Source organism: Photorhabdus stackebrandtii, from assembly GCF_011189495.1.
In the GTDB taxonomy this organism is placed as follows: Bacteria; Pseudomonadota; Gammaproteobacteria; order Enterobacterales; family Enterobacteriaceae; genus Photorhabdus; species Photorhabdus khanii.
In genome coordinates, this window is the sequence record NZ_PUJV01000001.1 from 83,059 (window position 1) to 102,278 (window position 19,220).

The 19,220-nt window shown below is 43.7% G+C and carries 16 protein-coding genes; 12 read left to right on the forward strand and 4 right to left on the reverse strand.

The window, feature by feature from the left end; translation table 11 throughout:
* Positions 1-34: 34 nt before the first annotated feature.
* The 7 genes from rbfA to C5470_RS00435 all read left to right on the forward strand — a co-directional run bounded on the left by rbfA (position 35) and on the right by C5470_RS00435 (position 7,273).
* Positions 35-445, forward strand: coding sequence for a 30S ribosome-binding factor RbfA (gene rbfA / locus C5470_RS00405; RefSeq protein ID WP_166285101.1), 411 nt, complete (start codon positions 35-37; stop codon positions 443-445).
* Positions 445-1,392: a tRNA pseudouridine(55) synthase TruB gene (truB, locus tag C5470_RS00410; RefSeq protein ID WP_166285103.1), complete on the forward strand. Its 948-nt coding sequence runs from the start codon at positions 445-447 to the stop codon at positions 1,390-1,392. Before rbfA ends, truB begins: the two co-directional genes overlap by 1 nt.
* 123 nt (positions 1,393-1,515) lie before the next feature.
* On the forward strand, positions 1,516-1,785 hold the full coding sequence (gene rpsO / locus C5470_RS00415; protein WP_015836102.1) for a 30S ribosomal protein S15: 270 nt from the start codon (positions 1,516-1,518) through the stop codon (positions 1,783-1,785).
* Positions 1,786-2,031: 246 nt separating this feature from the next.
* The gene (gene pnp / locus C5470_RS00420) at positions 2,032-4,161 is read left to right on the forward strand and encodes a polyribonucleotide nucleotidyltransferase (RefSeq protein ID WP_166285105.1); all 2,130 of its coding nucleotides are present in this window, start codon (positions 2,032-2,034) and stop codon (positions 4,159-4,161) included.
* A gap of 123 nt (positions 4,162-4,284) precedes the next feature.
* The gene (gene nlpI / locus C5470_RS00425) at positions 4,285-5,169 is read left to right on the forward strand and encodes a lipoprotein NlpI (RefSeq protein ID WP_166285106.1); all 885 of its coding nucleotides are present in this window, start codon (positions 4,285-4,287) and stop codon (positions 5,167-5,169) included.
* 105 nt (positions 5,170-5,274) lie between these two features.
* Positions 5,275-5,349, forward strand: coding sequence for a protein YrbN (yrbN, locus tag C5470_RS23505; RefSeq protein WP_350305794.1), 75 nt, complete (start codon positions 5,275-5,277; stop codon positions 5,347-5,349).
* Positions 5,339-7,273 carry a DEAD/DEAH family ATP-dependent RNA helicase gene (locus C5470_RS00435; RefSeq protein ID WP_166285107.1) on the forward strand — a complete coding sequence of 645 codons (1,935 nt, stop codon included), beginning with the start codon at positions 5,339-5,341 and terminating at the stop codon, positions 7,271-7,273. Before yrbN ends, C5470_RS00435 begins: the two co-directional genes overlap by 11 nt.
* 1,462 nt (positions 7,274-8,735) lie before the next feature.
* On the opposite strand, the gene C5470_RS00440 is transcribed toward C5470_RS00435, so the two are convergent.
* The 3 genes from C5470_RS00440 to C5470_RS00450 all read right to left on the reverse strand — a co-directional run bounded on the left by C5470_RS00440 (position 8,736) and on the right by C5470_RS00450 (position 13,126).
* On the reverse strand, positions 8,736-10,538 hold the full coding sequence (locus C5470_RS00440; RefSeq protein WP_166285108.1) for a carbon starvation CstA family protein: 1,803 nt from the start codon (positions 10,536-10,538) through the stop codon (positions 8,736-8,738).
* Between the two features lie 171 nt (positions 10,539-10,709).
* Positions 10,710-11,426, reverse strand: a complete 717-nt coding sequence (btsR, locus tag C5470_RS00445) for a two-component system response regulator BtsR (protein ID WP_152963399.1) — start codon at positions 11,424-11,426, stop codon at positions 10,710-10,712.
* A gap of 2 nt (positions 11,427-11,428) precedes the next feature.
* Positions 11,429-13,126: a sensor histidine kinase gene (locus C5470_RS00450; RefSeq protein WP_166285109.1), complete on the reverse strand. Its 1,698-nt coding sequence runs from the start codon at positions 13,124-13,126 to the stop codon at positions 11,429-11,431.
* 235 nt (positions 13,127-13,361) lie between these two features.
* Here C5470_RS00450 and C5470_RS00455 point away from each other — a divergent pair, with 235 nt between their 5' ends.
* From C5470_RS00455 to nadS, 5 genes are all read left to right on the forward strand, one after another.
* On the forward strand, positions 13,362-14,333 hold the full coding sequence (locus tag C5470_RS00455; RefSeq protein WP_166285110.1) for an HlyD family secretion protein: 972 nt from the start codon (positions 13,362-13,364) through the stop codon (positions 14,331-14,333).
* Positions 14,334-14,344: 11 nt separating this feature from the next.
* Complete coding sequence (locus C5470_RS00460; RefSeq protein WP_166285111.1) at positions 14,345-15,490, forward strand: ABC transporter permease; 1,146 nt, start codon at positions 14,345-14,347, stop codon at positions 15,488-15,490.
* Complete coding sequence (locus tag C5470_RS00465; RefSeq protein WP_166285112.1) at positions 15,490-16,614, forward strand: ABC transporter permease; 1,125 nt, start codon at positions 15,490-15,492, stop codon at positions 16,612-16,614. The genes C5470_RS00460 and C5470_RS00465 overlap by 1 nt, the downstream gene beginning before the upstream one ends.
* 1,042 nt (positions 16,615-17,656) lie before the next feature.
* Positions 17,657-17,809 carry an addiction module toxin RelE gene (locus tag C5470_RS23350; protein WP_339915802.1) on the forward strand — a complete coding sequence of 51 codons (153 nt, stop codon included), beginning with the start codon at positions 17,657-17,659 and terminating at the stop codon, positions 17,807-17,809.
* A gap of 80 nt (positions 17,810-17,889) precedes the next feature.
* Positions 17,890-18,186 carry a NadS family protein gene (nadS, locus tag C5470_RS00475; RefSeq protein ID WP_166285113.1) on the forward strand — a complete coding sequence of 99 codons (297 nt, stop codon included), beginning with the start codon at positions 17,890-17,892 and terminating at the stop codon, positions 18,184-18,186.
* 739 nt (positions 18,187-18,925) lie between these two features.
* Here the strand turns inward: nadS and C5470_RS00480 are convergent.
* Positions 18,926-19,096 (reverse strand): hypothetical protein, encoded by a 171-nt coding sequence (locus C5470_RS00480; RefSeq protein ID WP_152963394.1) that lies wholly within the window; start codon positions 19,094-19,096, stop codon positions 18,926-18,928.
* Positions 19,097-19,220 lie beyond the last annotated feature (124 nt).

Sequence of the window (19,220 nt, forward strand, 5' to 3'; positions counted from 1 at the left end):
GGCTTATGCCCCCCAAATGTCAGGAGATATAACAATGGCAAGAGAATTCAGCCGTACTCAGCGCGTTGCACAGGAAATGCAAAAAGAGATTGCCATCATTTTACAGAGAGAAGTAAAAGATCCTCGGATCGGTATGGCGACTGTTTCTGGCGTTGAAGTTTCCCGTGATTTGGCTTATGCCAAAGTATTTGTTACCTTTCTGAATGTGTTGACTGAAGAACATGATTCCGATGTGGTAAAAAACGGTATCAAGGCATTGAATGAAGCTTCTGGTTTTATTCGTTCTCTGCTGGGTAAAGCAATGCGTTTACGTATCGTACCAGAACTGACTTTCTCCTATGATAATTCCCTGGTAGAGGGGATGCGGATGTCCAATCTGGTTACTAATGTCGTGAAGAATGATGAACAGCGCCGGGCTTCTGTGGATCATAAAGAGGAGAAGTAATGGGGCGTCGTCGTCGCGGTCGTGATATACATGGCGTGTTGTTACTGGATAAGCCGCAGGATATTTCTTCTAATGATGCGCTGCAAAAAGTAAAACGTATTTTCAACGCCAACAAAGCTGGTCACACTGGCGCGTTGGATCCGCTGGCAACGGGTATGCTACCGGTTTGTCTTGGTGAAGCTACGAAGTTTTCCCAGTTCTTACTTGATTCTGATAAGCGTTATCGGGTGATAGCCCGTCTTGGTCAGCGTACTGACACATCTGATTCACACGGGCAGATCATCAGTGAAAGAGCAATTCGGTTAGATCAGGTTCAGCTTAATGAAGCTTTGGCTAAATTCCGTGGTGATACCATGCAAATTCCTTCGATGTATTCTGCACTGAAACATCAGGGGAAACCACTGTATGAGTATGCCCGTCAAGGTATTGAAGTAGAACGGGAAGCACGGCCAATTACTGTCTATGAATTACAGTTTATCCGCTGGGAAGATGATGAACTGGAATTGGAAATACACTGTTCGAAAGGAACTTATATTCGCACTATTATTGATGATTTAGGCGAATTATTAGGTTGTGGTGCTCACGTTATTTATTTACGTCGTTTACAGGTAGCGAATTATCCAAATGATCGAATGGTTACGCTTGAGCAATTATATGAGTTGCAAAAGCAGGCTGAAGATCGGGAAATACCTGTGGACGAATTAATTGATCCGTTGTTATTACCAATGGATAGTGCAGTTGCTCATTTCCCAGCGGTTAATTTACTTCCGGTAGTTGCGGCTTATTTTAAACAAGGTCAGGTGGTACGAAGTGCTAAATCTCTGGCTTTGGTTGACAGTATGGTGCGCGTAACTGAGGGTGATGAACGCAAATTCATTGGTATTGCTGTTATCAATGATGATGGACTGGTTGCTCCTCGCCGTTTGGTTGTTGAAAACCGGGATTAGGGTATTTGGGGCTATCTTGCGCTTAACTTATTTGCAGCGTAGAATGGCGCAGTTATTATGTTAGGTGGCTGAATTAGAGATCGGCACCTGTAATTTTAATTTATGTATTTTTGGAGTTGTAATATGTCTCTAAGTACTGAAGCAAAAGCGCAAATTATTGCTGAATTTGGTCGTGATGCGAATGACAGTGGTTCTAGTGAAGTGCAGATTGCTCTGCTGACCGCACAAATTAACCACCTGCAAGGCCATTTTTCAGAGCATAAAAAAGATCACCATAGCCGTCGTGGTCTGCTGCGTATGGTTTCCCAGCGTCGTAAATTGTTGGACTATCTGAAGCGTAAGAATGTAACAAGTTACACTGCGCTGATTGGGCGTCTTGGCTTACGTCGCTAATCAAGCAAGTTTCAGTGGAAAGGGGCCATATATGGCCCCTTTTCTTCTGAGAAGTCATCATATGTAACAGCATAAGAATGCTGATGATGATTTTGGGGTAAGGCTCTTCGGTTACAGAGGTTCGCGCGGCTAATGAGAGTGCTTAAAGGAGTGAGACCTGTCATTAGTCGCGAGGATGTGGCATGAAGAGATCATTCATTGTTGTCTGCTGAATATAAAAGACAACGTTAACGAAAGGATATTATTTTGCTGAATCCGATTGTTCGTAAATTTCAATATGGTCAACATACTGTTACTATCGAAACTGGTATGATGGCTCGCCAAGCCACAGCTGCTGTCATGGTCAATATGGATGACACTGCTGTATTCGTAACTGTTGTTGGTCAGAAAAAAGTAAAAGCAGGTCAGGATTTCTTCCCACTGACTGTTAACTATCAGGAGCGTACTTACGCCGCAGGCCGTATCCCAGGCAGCTTCTTCCGTCGTGAAGGCCGTCCAGGAGAAGGCGAAACGTTGGTAGCCCGTTTGATTGATCGCCCTTTGCGTCCTCTGTTTCCGGAAGGTTTCCTGAACGAGGTTCAGATTGTCGCGACTGTGGTTTCTGTCAATCCACAAATTAACCCGGATATCGTCGCAATGATTGGTGCTTCTGCTGCGCTGGCATTGTCTGGTATTCCATTTAATGGCCCGATTGGCGCTGCCCGCGTTGGCTATATTAATGATCAATATGTGCTGAACCCAACCAGTGATGAACTGAAAAACAGCCGTTTGGATCTGGTGGTTTCAGGTACTGCCGGCGCTGTTTTGATGGTGGAATCTGAAGCAGATCTGCTAACTGAAGAGCAAATGCTGGGTGCGGTAATGTTCGGCCATGATCAACAACAAGTGGTTATTGATAACATTAATGCGTTGGCTGCGGAAGCGGGCAAACAGAAATGGGATTGGGTGCCAGAACCTGTTAACCAGGTGCTGCATAATCGTGTAGCTGAATTGGCAGAAAGCCGTCTGGGTGATGCTTACCGTATCACTGAGAAACAGGAGCGTTATGCTCAGGTTGATGCTATTAAAGATGAAGTTACCGCTGCGCTGTTGGAACAGGATGAAACTTTGGAAGAAGCGGAAATCTATGAAATTCTGGGCAGCTTAGAGAAACATGTTGTTCGTAGTCGTGTCCTGCGTGGTGAGCCACGTATTGATGGTCGTGAAAAAGATATGGTTCGTGCGTTGGACGTACGTACTGGTGTTCTGCCCCGTACTCATGGTTCTGCATTGTTTACTCGCGGTGAAACTCAGGCTCTGGTTACTGCGACTCTGGGGACAGAACGTGATGCACAGATCATTGATGAGCTGATGGGCGAACGTGCAGATCGCTTCTTGCTGCACTATAATTTCCCTCCCTATTCTGTTGGCGAAACAGGTATGATGGGTTCACCAAAACGTCGTGAAATTGGTCATGGCCGTTTGGCCAAACGTGGTGTATTGGCAGTCATGCCAAAAGCTAACGAGTTCCCATACACAGTTCGTGTAGTTTCTGAAATTACAGAATCTAACGGTTCATCTTCAATGGCGTCTGTTTGTGGCGCATCTCTTGCATTGATGGATGCCGGTGTGCCGATTAAAGCTGCTGTTGCAGGTATTGCAATGGGTCTGGTGAAAGAAGGTGATAACTTTGTTGTTCTGTCTGATATTCTGGGTGATGAAGATCATCTGGGGGACATGGACTTTAAAGTAGCGGGTAGCTGTGAAGGTGTTAGTGCGCTGCAAATGGATATCAAAATTGAAGGTATCACCCGTGAAATTATGCAAGTTGCTTTGAATCAGGCAAAAGGTGCACGTTTGCATATTCTGAACGTGATGGAGCAGGCAATTAACAGCCCACGTAATGATATTTCTGAATTTGCGCCACGCATTCACACTATCAAGATCAACCCGGACAAGATCAAAGATGTTATTGGTAAAGGTGGTTCGGTTATCCGTGCACTGACTGAAGAAACTGGGACTACCATTGAGATCGAAGATGATGGCACAGTGAAAATTGCTGCAACTGATGGCGAAAAAGCAAAACATGCAATCAGTCGTATTGAAGAAATTACTGCGGAGATCGAAGTTAGCCGTATTTACGTCGGTAAGGTAACCCGTATCGTTGATTTTGGTGCATTTGTTGCTATCGGTGGTGGTAAAGAAGGTTTGGTTCATATTTCGCAGATTGCTGATAAGCGCGTTGAGAAAGTGGCTGACTATTTGCAGGTTGGTCAGGAAGTATCAGTTAAAGTATTGGAAATTGATCGCCAGGGCCGTGTACGCCTGAGCATCAAAGAAGCGACAGTCGGCACAGCTGTTGAGGAAGCACCACCGGCACTACAATCAGCAGAATAAATTTGATGTCATAAACGGTGTCTTTGTAAAAAGTCGCCGTTTAATAGACTCAGGGCAGGAGGCCCAATAAATGCAATAGGTGATAGGGCATTCTTAATCAATGTCTGACTTTGGGAGTAGGAAATGAATTTTTTTCTGCGCTGGTGTTATGCTGTAGCAATACTTATTTTGGCAGGATGCAGCAGCAAGGATTGGCGTAAAAACGAAGTCTTTGCTATTCCATTACAACCTTCATTGCAGCAGGAAGTTATTCTGGCCCGTATGGAACAGATTCTTGCGAGTCGATCATTGACAGAAGATGAGTACGCACAGCTTTTATATGAGAGGGGTGTGCTGTATGATAGTCTCGGGCTGAGAGCCTTGGCACGGAATGATTTTTCTATTGCCTTGTCTATTCGGCCTAATATTCCAGAGATTTTTAATTATCTGGGAATTTACTTTACGCAGGCTGGCAATTTTGATGCTGCCTATGAAGCGTTTGATTCTGTATTAGAGCTTGATCCAACTTACAATTACGCGCGTCTGAACCGCGGCATCGCGTTGTATTACGGTGGCCGGTATAAGTTAGCGCAGGATGATCTGCAGGCGTTTTATCAAGACGATCCAAATGATCCCTTCCGTTCGTTGTGGTTATACCTGGTGGAAAAAGAATTTTATCCTAAAGGAGCGATGGTAAATTTGTCGCAACACTACGAAAGAGCGAATCGGGGGCAATGGGGCTGGAATATAGTTGAATTCTATTTAGGTAAAATCAGTGAATATACATTGATGGGTCGCTTGAAAGAGAATGCAACGGATAACACTTCGCTCGCTGAGCATCTCAGTGAAACTGACTTCTATTTAGGTAAACACTACCTAAGTCTGGGGGACAAGGATAGCGCAACTGCGTTATTCAAGCTGACGGTAGCTAACAATGCACATAACTTTGTTGAGCACCGCTATGCATTGTTGGAATTGGCGCTGTTAGGCCAGGAACAAGACGACCTATCAGAATCGGACCAGCAATAGCTGACGAACATTCGAGATCGATTAGCAGAGTCCACATCTTGACCGATGAGGGCTTGTTTGTTCGTTTAATTAAATACTTTGAGCCAGTTCACATTTTAAATGAAAATGACCGAAATTTTTTTCAATGCGTTATGTAGACTGGCCGCCATAACTAATGAGGCACCATTACATGACCACTGAGACTGAAATCTCTTTTGCTGATTTGGGTTTATCAGCACCTATTCTTTCTGCACTGGAAGATCTTGGCTATGAAAAGCCATCCCCAATCCAGCAACAATGTATTCCCCATTTACTAAATGGTCGTGACGTGTTGGGTATGGCACAGACCGGCAGTGGTAAAACGGCGGCGTTTAGCCTGCCTTTACTGCATAACATCAATGCTGAGCTGAAAGCTCCGCAGATCCTTGTGCTGGCACCGACCCGTGAACTGGCGGTACAGGTAGCTGAAGCGTGCGCAGATTTTTCTAAACATATGCGTAACGTGAATGTTGTTGCACTGTATGGTGGGCAACGTTATGACGTTCAGTTACGTGCTTTGCGCCAAGGCCCACAAATTGTTGTAGGTACACCTGGGCGTCTTTTGGATCACTTGAAGCGTGGTACTTTGGATCTTTCTAACCTGAGCGGTTTGGTTTTGGATGAAGCAGACGAAATGCTGCGCATGGGCTTCATCGAAGATGTTGAAAATATCATGAGCCAGATCCCCGCGGAGCACCAAACTGCGCTGTTCTCTGCAACGATGCCGGAAGCTATCCGCCGCATCACTCGTCGTTTCATGAACGATCCTCAGGAAGTGCGTATCCAGGCGAGTGTAACGACCCGTCCTGACATCAGCCAGAGCTACTGGTCTGTTCACGGTATGCGCAAAAATGAAGCGTTAGTGCGTTTCCTGGAGGCTGAGGATTTTGATGCTGCGATTATTTTCGTGCGCACCAAAAATGCAACACTGGAAGTGGCAGAAGCACTGGAGCGTAGTGGTTACAATAGTGCGGCCCTGAACGGTGATATGAACCAGGCACTGCGTGAGCAGACACTGGAACGTCTGAAAGATGGTCGTTTGGATATTCTGATCGCAACGGATGTTGCAGCGCGTGGTCTGGATGTTGAACGTATCAGTTTGGTTGTTAACTATGATATTCCAATGGATGCGGAATCTTATGTTCACCGTATTGGTCGTACAGGTCGTGCGGGACGTGCGGGACGTGCATTACTGTTTGTAGAAAACCGTGAACGCCGCCTGTTACGTAACGTTGAACGTACAATGAAGTTGACTATCCCTGAAGTTGAACTGCCGAATGCCGAGTTGCTGAGTCAGCGCCGTCTGGAAAAATTCGCAGCCAATGTGCAACAACAACTGGAAAGCAGCGATTTGGAGCAGTACCGTGCTCTGTTGTCCAAATTGCAACCTGCGGAAGATTTGGATATAGAAACTCTGGCAGCGGCGTTGTTGAAAATGGCACAAGGTGAGCGTCCGTTGATTCTGCCACCCGATCCGGTTCGCCGTCCTCGTCGTGAGTTCAACGAGCGTGATGATCGTCGTCGCAATGGTTCCGATGATCGTGGTGAGCGGGGTGAACAACGTGGTGATCGTCCTCGCCGTGAGCGCCGTGATGTTGGTGACATGGAGCTGTACCGTATTGAAGTGGGTCGTGACGATGGTGTTGAAGTTCGTCATATCGTTGGTGCGATTGCTAACGAAGGCGATATTAGCAGCCGTTATATTGGTAACATCAAACTGTTTGCAACTCATTCAACAATTGAGCTGCCAAAAGGTATGCCAGGCGAAATATTGTCTCATTTTACCCGTACTCGTATTCTGAATAAGCCAATGAATATGCAGTTAATGGGTGATGCGCAACCATTTGAACGTCGTGAACGCCGTGGTGGCCCACGTAACGGTAATAGTAATGGCAATGCTCCTCGCCGTGATCGTGAGAATTTCAACGGTGGTGGCCGTCGTTTCAGCGGTGAACGCCGTAGTGGAGAAGGTCGCGGTGGTGAAAGTCGCGGTGAAGGCCAAAACCGTAGCAATTTCCGTGGTCGTAGCGATGAGAATGGTTCATCTGCCCCACGCCGTCGTTATAACAACAGCAACGCGCAGTAATTAACTGATATTTGAATGATAAAACGGCTCCTTTTTACAGGGGCCGTTTTTGTTGCTAGTGCACTTCAATCTACCTTTTGCCTGCTGTAGTTTGCATTGTCTCAGGGGGCCGAAAAAATTTGGTGTAAAAATGATCCACGGTATACATTTTGTCATTTGGTGCCCTATCAACACAAAATGGATCAATTTCAGAATACAGCTGATTGTTGAATGTTATACCAATCTGAATGCATCGGTCGATACCGATTGCGCCAAGTGCGTCTAGACGGTCTGCATCCTGGATGATCCTCGCTTCTAAGGTTGTCGGTACTAATTTGCATTGAAACTGTGGGCTACAATTGCATGATGAATGTCTGAAAGGCATTTCTGGGGGTAGCCTATCTTTTCCAGAAATGTGATAGCTATATCAGCAGCAATTTGTGAATTTCTCCCTCTGTCTGGGTGATTTTTGGGGAGAGTATAACAATCATGTAGGAAGCGACGGGTATGATTACTTTACTGTTTGCTTTCTCTTGCAGACATAATCTTTTTGACGTTTGCACTATCCTCATAATATGGTTGATGTCATGTGCAGGATCCGTATTCATTTCTTTATAAATGAACTCTCGGAATAGCATTTCATACCTGTTCAAATGTTTCATGAAAATGACTTTTTTTAAAAGTTGTTGGGGGTTGTTGGCATATTTCATATAGATAACCATACCGGGCGAGATTTCACATTATTAAAATGATCTGATAATCATCTTTCATAAAAAAAGTGATTTTGACGATGACTATTTTTAACTATATCAATGAAATACCAGCCCCACACGCTGACATTAATGCTCTGCGTTTTATGATAGGCAGGTTTTAAACTGTCATTAAAAGTCATTTTTTAACTCATGGTTCTAATTGGTATAAAGTTTTCACCGTTGTTTTTACCCCTTTTAACGCTTGCTTTTTGTTAAGTTTAATCATCATTGGATATCGTATTTTACCTTTAACGAACGCTAATAATACTCGCTTTTTATCTTTACTAACTCTGTTTTTCGACTTTTTCCCTTTTTCCATCACCATCATATCGTTTACGATAAGGTTTACTGGCAATACGAATAGTTTTCATAAGTCACCTCCCTTTATTTTTTCTTTATAAATCAGCAAGTAAATAGCTTGATGAGATAAAAGTACTCCTTTCTGTTTTTTCGGATAATCAATCCCTTTTTCAGGGCTTAAATCCTGCTAAATTAATCGTTTTATCCATTTTTTATTGCGTTATTTTTAGGGTTTTCTTCGTAAAATGACCGGCGAAAAAGCGCTTTAATACCTCTGTATTCGTGCTTTTCAATGATTATGGCAGATTAGGTAAATGTAAAATAAGTGGAGTATAGAGTCCCTTATATAATGGATTAAATATGCATTCATTTTTATAGCAAAAAAGCTGCCCCCATAAAGAGGCAGCTTTGATCTTTAATACTAAGAAGAATCAGTTACTCAATACTTCAACCGGATTGTTTGCACTGCGTGCGCGCCATAGTTTCAGCCATTGCATAATAGAAGAAACCATAATCACTACACCGAGGATAACCATCACAATGGAGATAGTTCCGTTGAAGATGTTGAAACCTTTTGCTGCGGAGTTGAAATAGACATTTTTCACCATCCAATAGGCAGCGTAGTTCACCGTAACATACAGGTAAGCCAGTGGGATCAGGCAGGTCAGCATATACCAGCGTTTTTCAGACAAACGCAGGATAATTGTTGCACCAATCATCAGGCCGATAGATGCCATCAGTTGATTGGATACACCAAATAGTGCCCAAACTGAATTGATATCACCGGAATTCAACAGATAACCCCACAATAAACAGGCAACGACACTGCAACCGACCGAACCCGGTAACCAGTCGAGGCGTTTCAGAGGCGCCCAGATATCGCCCAGAAAATCTTGCAGCAGGTAGCGGGCAACACGTGTACCAGAATCAACTGCTGTCAGGATAAACACCGCTTCGAACATGACGACGAACTGGAAGAAATAGGATGCCAATTGGCTGAACCAGGGGATACGGGTGAAGATATCCGCCATACCCACTGCCAGGGTGACTGCACCACCAGTACGGCCATACAGATCCAAGCCAATTTCCTGACTGAGTGTTGGCAGGTGGACAACATCCATACCCAGTGTGGCGAAGACTTCCGGGGCGGAGTTAATAGCGAAATAGTCAGCCGGATATAGGGAAGTGGCTGCAATCAGCGCCATTACGCCAACAACGCATTCTGCCAACATTGCGCCGAAGCCAACGGGCAAAATATCACTCCACTTATCGATCTGTTTAGGTGTCGTACCAGAACCGATAAATGCGTGGAAGCCAGAAATTGCACCACAAGCGATAGTGATAGAGATAAACGGCCATACTGGTCCAGCCAGCACCGGGCCATTACCATGAATAAATTCAGTCACTGCCGGGAATTGGATCTCTGGGTTAATAAAGATCACACCCACAACCAGCGCACCGAATACACCAATTTTCATAAAGCTGGAGAGATAGCCACGTGGAGTCAGCAGCATCCAGACAGGCAGGGCGGTTGCGAAAAATGCATAGATTGGCAGTGCCATGCTGACGGTGGATGTACGCAGACTCAGCCACTCACCGAAAGCCGATTCCTGGATATAAGGGCCGATGAGCACACAGGCCATAATGGTGATAATACCTACCCAGGTTGCTCCGCGCATATTGCCGGTAAAGCGTTCCCACAGGCCGACACCGATGGCTACCGGGATGGTCATAAATACTGCAAACGTTCCCCAGGGGTTACGTTCTAATGCGTGAACTACCACCATAGACAGACCTGCCATGGTAATCGTGATGATGAACAACATTGCAAGGCCGGTACACCAGCCTGCAACTGGGCCAAGTTCTGCTTTGGCAACTTCTGACAGCGATTTACCACGATGTTTCATTGAGGCGAATAAAACAACTGTATCGTGTACAGCACCGCCGATAACACAGCCGATTAACAGCCATAACATACTGGGCAGATAACCGTATTGAGCGGCTAATACTGGGCCAACCAGCGGTCCTGCGGCTGCGATTGCCGCGAAGTGGCTACCGAAATTCACCCATTTTTTCGTAGGTACATAATCTTTGCCGTCTTCCAGTAAATGCGAAGGTGTCACTTCACTGTCATCAGCTTTCAATACTTTCTTAACGAAGAATACGCCGTAAAAACGGTAGCAGATAACCAGAATACACAACGTCGCAATAACAAATGTGAGAGCGTGCTGCATTTCTCTTCTCCTGAGGGCTATAATTTTTTACTCCTATCTTGTCACAGCTAAAGGAAGCTATCAGGAAGTGTCTGAGTGAGTGGTTGTATGGCGGGTTAAGTGGTTAGATTCAGCAGGTAAGCGGTGAGTCGAAATTTACTAACCTGCTGAAGATGTGATGAATATCACGCATTATTTCAGCCCTAATGCCTCTTTCAGCGGTTTCAGATAGCGGCGGCTGACAGGAATAGTTTGACCATTACGTAAAACCAATTCGGCTTGTCCGTTATCACCAAACAGGATTTCGCGCAGATGGGTCATATTGACCAAATATTGACGATGATTTCTCATCAGTGGTGTACGGGTTTCCAGTGTGCGAAGAGTCAGTTCAGTAAATCCTTCCTGCCCATTGGTACACATAACATAGACTCCGCTTGGGCGGGAGGTGACATAAAGAACCTCATCCTGTTGAACCAGCCAGATCCGGCTGTGGCCTGTGCATGGGATATATTTCAGCGGCTCTTCTGCTTTCAGTATGGAAATATCCTGTTTCTGATGCCCTTGTCGTAATCGTTGTAAGGTTTTGGTCAGACGGTTTTTTTCCAGTGGTTTTAATAAATAATCAAATGCGCTTTCTTCAAACGCTTGTATTGCATATTCATCAAATGCGGTCAGGAAAACGATATAGGGGCGGTGCTCTGGATCGAGCATACCTACCATTTCTAACCCGGTGATACGTGGCATCTGGATATCCAAAAATACAACATCCGGTTTCAGGCGATGTATGGCCCCAATAGCCTCAACGGCGTTGGCACATTCGCCAATAATTTGGATATCCCGTTCTTCTTCCAGCAAACAACGCAGGTTTTCCCGTGCCAGCGGTTCGTCATCAACAATTAATATATTCATGCTCACACAGTTTTATCAGCCTCTTTATTTAATGGTAAACATAAAATTACGCGGGTAAATTGTTCTGGCTGGCAATCTATTTGCACACCATAATTTTCACCATAGCGAAGTCGCAGCCGTTTATCCACCAGGCTCATTCCTAGTCCATCTCCCATAGAAACTGACTTATAAAGACCCGCATTATCTTCCACTTCCAGTATCAGCAATCGATCCTGTTGATGAGCTCGGATGGTAATCCTACCGGTTTCCAGTAATTGTGATGTGCCGTGTTTGATCGCATTTTCTACTATTGGTTGGAGAGAAAAAGCAGGCAGTTTGGCGTGAAGCAGAGATTCCGGCAGTTCAATAGTTATTTGCAGGTGATCGCGGAAACGGGCCTTCTCAATTTGTAAGTAAGCATTCACATGCTCTATTTCATCAGACAGAGTGACGATCTCTTCTGACCGTTTCAAGTTTTTACGGAAGAAGGTTGAGAGATATTGTACTAACTGACCAGCCTGATGACTGTCTCGCCGTATCACTGCTTGCAGGGTATTTAAGGCATTAAATAAAAAGTGAGGATTCACTTGCGCGTGAAGCAGCTTAATTTCTGACTGGAGCAGTGATTGTTTGTTACGTTCATATTGTCCGGCGAGGATTTGGGCAGATAACAGGCTGGCAATACTTTCCCCCAGGGTGCGATTGATTGAGCTAAACAGACGGTTTTTGGCTTCGTAAAGTTTAATTGCTCCGATAACTTGCTGATTTTCTCCCCGTAGTGGAATGACCAGGGTGGAGCCTAGTTTGCAAGTTGGATTGATTGAGCAACGGTAAGGTATTTCATTGCCATCGGCATAAACCACTTCATTATTTTCAATTGCCCGGCGGGAGTGCTCCGAGGAAATAGGTGTTCCAGGAAGGTGATGATCTGAACCGATACCGATAAATGCCAGCAGTTTTTCCCTGTCTGTAATGGCGACGGCACCAATTTCCAGTTGCTGATAAATAACTTTTGCTACCCGCATACTGTTATTTTCATTAAATCCTTTTCGCAAAATACCTTCGGTATAGACAGCGATTTTCAGTGCCTGAGCAGAAAATGCACTGGTGTATTTTTCAAATATAGCACGCCGGTCAAGTAAGATACGCATGAACATGGCTGAACCAATACTATTGGTGACAATCATCGGGGAGGCAATATTTTTTACCAACGCTAATGCTTCACTGTATGGGCGGGCAAGTAGCAGTAAAATGCCCATCTGTATCATTTCAGCACAAAACGTGACGATAGCGGCTGTCCAGGGATTAATCAGTCGGTTTATTTGACCCCGTTTCATCAGATAGCGGTGAATAATGCCACCGATTAAACCTTCAACAATGGTTGATATCATACAACTGAAAGCAGTCATCCCTCCCAGAAAATAGCGGTGCAGTCCCCCTGTTAAGCCAACTAAAGCTCCGACGCCTGGCCCGCCCAGAAGCCCGCCAAGTACAGCGCCAATAGCACGGGTATTGGCAATGGAATCACCGATATGCAGACCAAAATAAGTCCCCATAATGCAGAAAATGGAGAAAATGACATAGCACAGCAATTTATGAGGTAAACGCACTGTAACTTGTAACAGTGGAATAAACAGAGGTGTTTTACTTAGCAGCCAGGCGATCACCAAATAGACGCACATCTGCTGTAGTAATAACAACACAAGGTTAAATTCGTACATGGTTTTTCCGGCAGGATGGTGAATGTTGCTAGTTTACAGAAATAGCTAAATAAGATTATCAAAAATTTATTTCAAGTAGTTCAATATTTGACAAGAATCATAAACCACTACACTATTATAAAAACTTATTCTTTCCGTCAGTGATTATACGTACAAATATATAAGAAATTTTCCGTGAAATAATGCGAAGATGCTATTAGTTTCAGGTTGAGCAATTTTGAGTGTGTAAGACATAATGAAAAAAACAACACTTTTTACGATCTTACTGGTTATCCTGCTCACAGCAATGGCTGTGTTATTCCGTTCTCATAACCAATATTTATTGTTACAGGGTGAAGTTGATGCGCCGGAAGTGATTGTGGCATCTAAGGCTAAAGGCCGGGTGATCGCGCGCCACGTCGAACGGGGAGATGATGTTAAAACAGGTCAGCTCCTGATCACACTTGAAAGCCCTGAATTACTGGCTCAAGTCGCTTCATTGGAAGCTATCCGTGATCAGGCTAAAGCTCAGTTAGAGCAATCTCTGCATGGTACGCGTGAAGAAAGTATCCGGAATCTGGAAGCGGGTTTAGCACAGGCTCAGGCTGAATATGATAATGCGGTACGTGAATATAACCGTATTCAGAACATCGCGTCTAAAGGCTATGTTTCACGCAATGAACTGGATAACGCCCGCAGAAGCAGGGATGTTTCCTATCAAAAAATGCAGGGAGCGAAAGCCGCGTTAGATGAAGGTATGCATGGTGACAGGATTGAGCTACGCCAGAAATATGCGGCGGCTCTGCGTCAGGCTGAACAGCAGCTCATTGAGTTACAAACCCAGAAGGATGATTTACAGGTTAAAGCGCCAGTCGAGGGTGAAGTTGGGCCGATTCCGGCAGAAGTGGGTGAATTATTTAATGCCAACAGCCCGCTGGTGACATTGGTTCGTGTTTCAGAAGCCTATTTTATTTATAACTTGCGGGAAGACATTCTGGCGAAAGTGCGTAAAGGGGATAAAGTCAAACTCCGTGTTCCTGCACTGGGTGATAAAGAGATCGAAGCAGAAATACGTTATATCGCCCCGATGGGAGATTACGCAACCAAACGCGCGACTCGTGCAACCGGTGATTTTGACCTGAGAACCTTTGAAGTTCATTTGTTCCCCTTACAGCCGGTTGAAGGTTTACGCCCTGGTATGAGTGCCTTGTGGCGTTGGGATAAATAGGTGACTTGCTGATGAGGGGCAAGGTTGCATGGCGTGGGTTCGAACGTGCTTTTAGTCAAGAGATTCGGGCTACGATCCGCAGTCCAGTTTTTCACTGGCTAAGTTGGTTATTCCCTTTGCTGCTGTTTGTGCTCATCAGCGCTAACTTTTCGGAAGGGACGTTGCTTAATCTGCCGGTATCGGTAGTGGATAATGATCATAGCCCGTTGTCACGTAGTCTGATCCGTAATCTGGATGGCGCTTCTCATGCGCATATTAAATCCTACGATGGCGGATTGCATGAATCTCTTGAACGGCTTGGCAACGCTAAGGATTACTCTCTGCTTTATATCCCGAATGATTTTGAGGCTGATGCTCTCCGGGGGTACCAGCCAACAGTTCGTATGTATTACAACGCATTATTTTATGGCGCCGGGAGTTATTCTATTCAGGATTTCAGTGGCGTAATGGCGCAAGTCAATGCGAAATACCGTTCCATATTGGCAACAGAGATGGGGAGCCAGTTACCTCCGTTAGCCAGTGTCACACTCGCTTATGATAGTCTTTTCAATGCCAGTGGTAGTTACATCTATTATCAGCAGTTTGCGGCCACTATCCATTTGTTACAGCTTTTTGTTGTGACTTGCACGATTTACAGTATGGCCCGCGGCAGTACGCTGATGACAATGAAACCGTTTACCTTCGCCCTGTTGGGAAAACTGGCGCCTTATACCCTGTTTTTTACTCTGTTGTTGATTGTGGAGTTGGCAGCGCTGATTGGGGTATTTGATGCAAAAGTGAATGGTAATCCAATATATATGCTGGCGGTAGGTTTCTTCTATGTGATTGCTGCTCAAAGTATTGGCCTGTTGCTGTTTACTTTCACCAATAGCGCACTGACAGCGTATAGCCTTATCGGGGTACTGGTAAGTATCGCGATGACCTTTTCAGGTATGTCAGTACCCGAATTATCAATGATATTGCCGGCGAGGATAATTGCTAATCTCGAGCCTTTGACCCATGCCTTGAATGCGATGTTTGATATTTTTCTGCGTGAGGTTTCTTTACTGGGTATTTTATCTGTTTGTGCTTCGTTACTGACTTATCCGGTCGTTTGCTCCCTGCTGGTGCGTAACCGATTATTGAAACGGCTTAGTCTGCCACAAGGTGGTGAATAATGCAGATGTATTGGCAGACTTTTCGCCGGGTGTTAATGGGAATGCTGGAAAAACCTATGTGGATGTTGATGCTGGCTTCCCTGTGTCTGATGAGTTTGGTATATGTCCGGCCAACAGTATGGGATCTGCCTGTTGCTGTGATCGATCAGGATCACAGCTTCGCCAGTCGTGCACTGATACGTCAGCTTAATTCCACGGCTAAAATTGCTGTCCACAGCTATGACAATCTGGCTGATGCTCGTCACGATCTGCTGTTACGTGAAATTTTTGCAATCATCATCATACCGGCGGATCTGGAGAAAAATATCCTTAATGGAAAAAATATCACCTTCCCGATTTATGGAGATGCAACGAGTCGTCTTGCCAATGGGCAAATTCAGCAAGAGTTGACCTCTGCCCACCGGCAATTGCTGAGTGAATATAACAGCAAATTACTCTTGAAATATGGTTTCAGTCCTGAACAGGTAAAGCTACTACTGATGCCAATTCGTAGTGAAACTGTTGGGCTGTTCAACCCAGGAGTTAGCTTTGCTGCAATTACCTTCCCTGGTTTGTTGGTGATGTTGTTGCAACACTCTTTGCTAATATCTTGTGTGCGGGTCAGTATTACGATGCGCAGTACGCCGAAAGGTAAACCACCATTACCCGTCTATTTAGGTGCATTATCGGCGTTATTACCAATCTGGCTTTTCCTCTCCACTCTATTTTTTGTTCTTTGGCCGTGGGTATTGGGATACCGGCAGGAAGCGTCTATTCCTCTGTTATTAATGCTGACTTTCCTGTTTATGCTGGCGGTGTTCGGATTAGGAAAGCTGGTGACAGAATGCATGCGCAGTGTGGAAATGATCTATCTGACGCTCGCCCTTAGCACAACGCCTGTGTTCTATATTTCCGGCACAATCTGGCCAGTACAGGCGATGCCTGATTGGGTGAGGGCAATCTCTTCTGCCTTACCATCCACTTGGGCGACAAAAGCGATTGCAGGTGTTAACCAGATGGGGCTGCCATTACAGAATGTACTGGGCGATATCGCCATGATGCTGATCCTTGGCGTGGTTTATACGCTGCTGGGGATTCTGATCGGGAGGGTGCGTAATCGGATGGGAACTAATCTGTCGCGTTAAATCAAACTGTAGAAAAGCAATGCGACTGGACGGGTTAAAACAGGGTAAAGCAAGTTTAAATTGGCATATTTAAGGTATCGTGGTTTTTCATGGAAATTTTTATTTTCGATGATTTAATTGGTTTATGAAAAAATTTATTCCCGGTTGAAAACGTTATTAAATCCTGTTCCTTTTGGAAAATATATTGCCTGATTAACCTATTTAAATTACAGTCTCTTTTAACGGTTGTTTTTACCACTTTTAACGTCTGTTTTTGTAAGTTTAATCATCATGGGATATTGTGTTTTCAGACAGTAAATTAACTTGATAATGTAAAGATACCCTTTTATGTTTTTTCGGATAATCAACTCTTTATTCAGGGTTTAAATCCTGCCGGATTAAATAAGTTTTCATAATTACTCTCTACTTTCAACCAGCCCTTGTGTACCAAGACATACAGCCTTTTCATCCAAGCGACCCGTGGAAATAATGAAATAGGCTATAAAACCAATATTGTTCAAGAAAAAACAAAATGCATAGGTGTATCGGTATTATGGAAAGCTATTTAGCGGCTGTTCAGCGCAGTGATTCTTGCGCCTGGTAAAAGTTAAAAAGGGAGAAACACCAAAAAGAAGTTAATTAATGAATGTCTAATATAAGCCATACATATATATACCCGTTATCTTTCAAGTTGCCTCTTTGTTGGCTGCACTCGCTCACCCCGGTCACATAGTTTGCTATGCTCCCGGGGATTCGCTCCCTTGCCGTCGCGATGCATCTTGAAATCTATAGGGTATATATTGAAAAGATTTAAATTTAGCCAAAATAACACACTGTGTCATTTTTCACTTGAAAAGTTGTAATATCATCATAGATAACATGGAGAAGTTACGATGGATTACTTGGAGTTTATCGAAACTACCGCTTTCAGTAAGGTTAGAGCAGAACTCATAGAAGATGATGAGTTTCAGAGCTTCAAATTTACTTGTTGAAGTATCACGAACATGGCGACACGATTAGTCAAACTGGTGGGTGTAAAAAGATTCGCTGGGGCCGCAAAGGGATGGGTAAGTGCGGTGGGGTACGAGTTATTTACTATGTTAGGACGTTAAGCGGTCGATTGTATTTGTTGTTTGTTTATCCGAAAAATGTACAAGAAGACCTGACACAAGATCAGAAAGCACAATTGAAAAATTCTATTCAACATATGAAATAAAATGCCGCCCTTGGGCGGTTAACTTCTCCAGTTTTATATCTAAATTTTCAGGGAATGATCTAACGTATTGAGGATAAATTATGGAAGAAAACATGTTTAAAGAGCTTTTGAGTAGTGTAAATGAGATGGTCGCTATAGAAAACGGTGAATTTCAGCCTAAGCCTGAACATGTTCATCGTCATGCTATCCCTAATGTTAAATTAATCCGCAAAAATTTCGGTATGAAACAATCCGAGTTTGCGGAAATGGTAGGGGTGAGCATTAGACTGGTGCAAAGCTGGGAACAAAACCAGCGAACACCATCAGGGATCGCATTGAAAATGCTATTTTTAATAGAGAAAAATCCGAATATCATAGACACGTTAAGATCTATTTGAGCAAGAAAAGCATGCTAATTGTCTGAAACATTTAGGTAAATATTGCTGCTTTTTATGCATGTTCGGAAAGTAACTGCGTTGAGCTGTTACTTTCCGATATAACGTCATGCTTGCAGCGTCCAGCAACTAAGTTCATGACAGGTATGCTATGCCAACATTTAGCCCGAATGAAGAGTTGCTCACAAAAACCCAGTTGGCGCGTGACATTCGAGTTTATTGATGGTGATGCATATATCGTTAACTATGAGGATTATTATTAATGAAGAAGATGTTTAACCCCCCCTCACCCTGGTGAAATTGCGTATGGCCTTGATAAGGCAGAAAAAGTGGTTGATGTTTCAAGATTAACCCCTCTATTTAAGTCAGTAAATCTATCCTATGCTTAATAATAACAACCTAAATAACTATATGGACACCCACTTGAATTGAATCGGTGTCCATATAGTTATTTAACCATGTTATCCCTTTTTTATTGCGTTATTTTTATGGCTTGCTTCGTTAAATGATGGTGATAAAGCACCTGAATATCAGTCTGTTTAGATAATATTCTTTTATATGCTGATTTGTTTTCAACTTTCTGTTGATTTTTAATGGACTTCGATTAAACGCAATTCACTATCCTGTTGAAAAGCACGTTTATTGAGTTAAATCTGCCTTTTATATAAGAGCTTTAATCTCTCTATTTGTGTTTTTAAATAGTTATGGCAAGTTAGTATTTTTTCCGTTTCACGTCACGTATTTAAACTTTCCCATTTTCATTAAATTGATATTCAGGTTTTCTCGTTTTTACTTTTTCTGTATTTGATTTTTCAGGTTTAAAACCAGAGAGGGTAAAAGAGATATCAATAGTATTAAAATTAAAGCCTGTTTTCTCTTCCAATGTCAGTATAACATCGAATCTTTTACCCACTTTAAAAAATCTTTAATCACGGTTTTTTGCCTTTGATGATTAAAGTTTCTACCTGTTTTTTGATTAAAATAGAGTGACGGATAAAAAAACAGAGCTTTGTTAATAATCTGAAATGGCTTCCTTA

Excerpts from the sequence above, each read along its gene's own strand:
- rbfA (WP_166285101.1), top strand. The coding sequence starts at position 35 with ATGGCAAGAGAATTCAGCCGTACTCAGCGCGTTGCACAGGAAATGCAA.
- truB (WP_166285103.1), top strand. The coding sequence starts at position 445 with ATGGGGCGTCGTCGTCGCGGTCGTGATATACATGGCGTGTTGTTACTG.
- rpsO (WP_015836102.1), top strand. The coding sequence starts at position 1,516 with ATGTCTCTAAGTACTGAAGCAAAAGCGCAAATTATTGCTGAATTTGGT.
- nlpI (WP_166285106.1), top strand. The coding sequence starts at position 4,285 with ATGAATTTTTTTCTGCGCTGGTGTTATGCTGTAGCAATACTTATTTTG.
- C5470_RS00435 (WP_166285107.1), top strand. The coding sequence starts at position 5,339 with ATGACCACTGAGACTGAAATCTCTTTTGCTGATTTGGGTTTATCAGCA.
- C5470_RS00440 (WP_166285108.1), bottom strand. The coding sequence starts at position 10,538 with ATGCAGCACGCTCTCACATTTGTTATTGCGACGTTGTGTATTCTGGTT.
- btsR (WP_152963399.1), bottom strand. The coding sequence starts at position 11,426 with ATGAATATATTAATTGTTGATGACGAACCGCTGGCACGGGAAAACCTG.
- C5470_RS00450 (WP_166285109.1), bottom strand. The coding sequence starts at position 13,126 with ATGTACGAATTTAACCTTGTGTTGTTATTACTACAGCAGATGTGCGTC.
- C5470_RS00455 (WP_166285110.1), top strand. The coding sequence starts at position 13,362 with ATGAAAAAAACAACACTTTTTACGATCTTACTGGTTATCCTGCTCACA.
- C5470_RS00460 (WP_166285111.1), top strand. The coding sequence starts at position 14,345 with ATGAGGGGCAAGGTTGCATGGCGTGGGTTCGAACGTGCTTTTAGTCAA.
- C5470_RS00465 (WP_166285112.1), top strand. The coding sequence starts at position 15,490 with ATGCAGATGTATTGGCAGACTTTTCGCCGGGTGTTAATGGGAATGCTG.
- C5470_RS23350 (WP_339915802.1), top strand. The coding sequence starts at position 17,657 with ATGGGTAAGTGCGGTGGGGTACGAGTTATTTACTATGTTAGGACGTTA.
- nadS (WP_166285113.1), top strand. The coding sequence starts at position 17,890 with ATGGAAGAAAACATGTTTAAAGAGCTTTTGAGTAGTGTAAATGAGATG.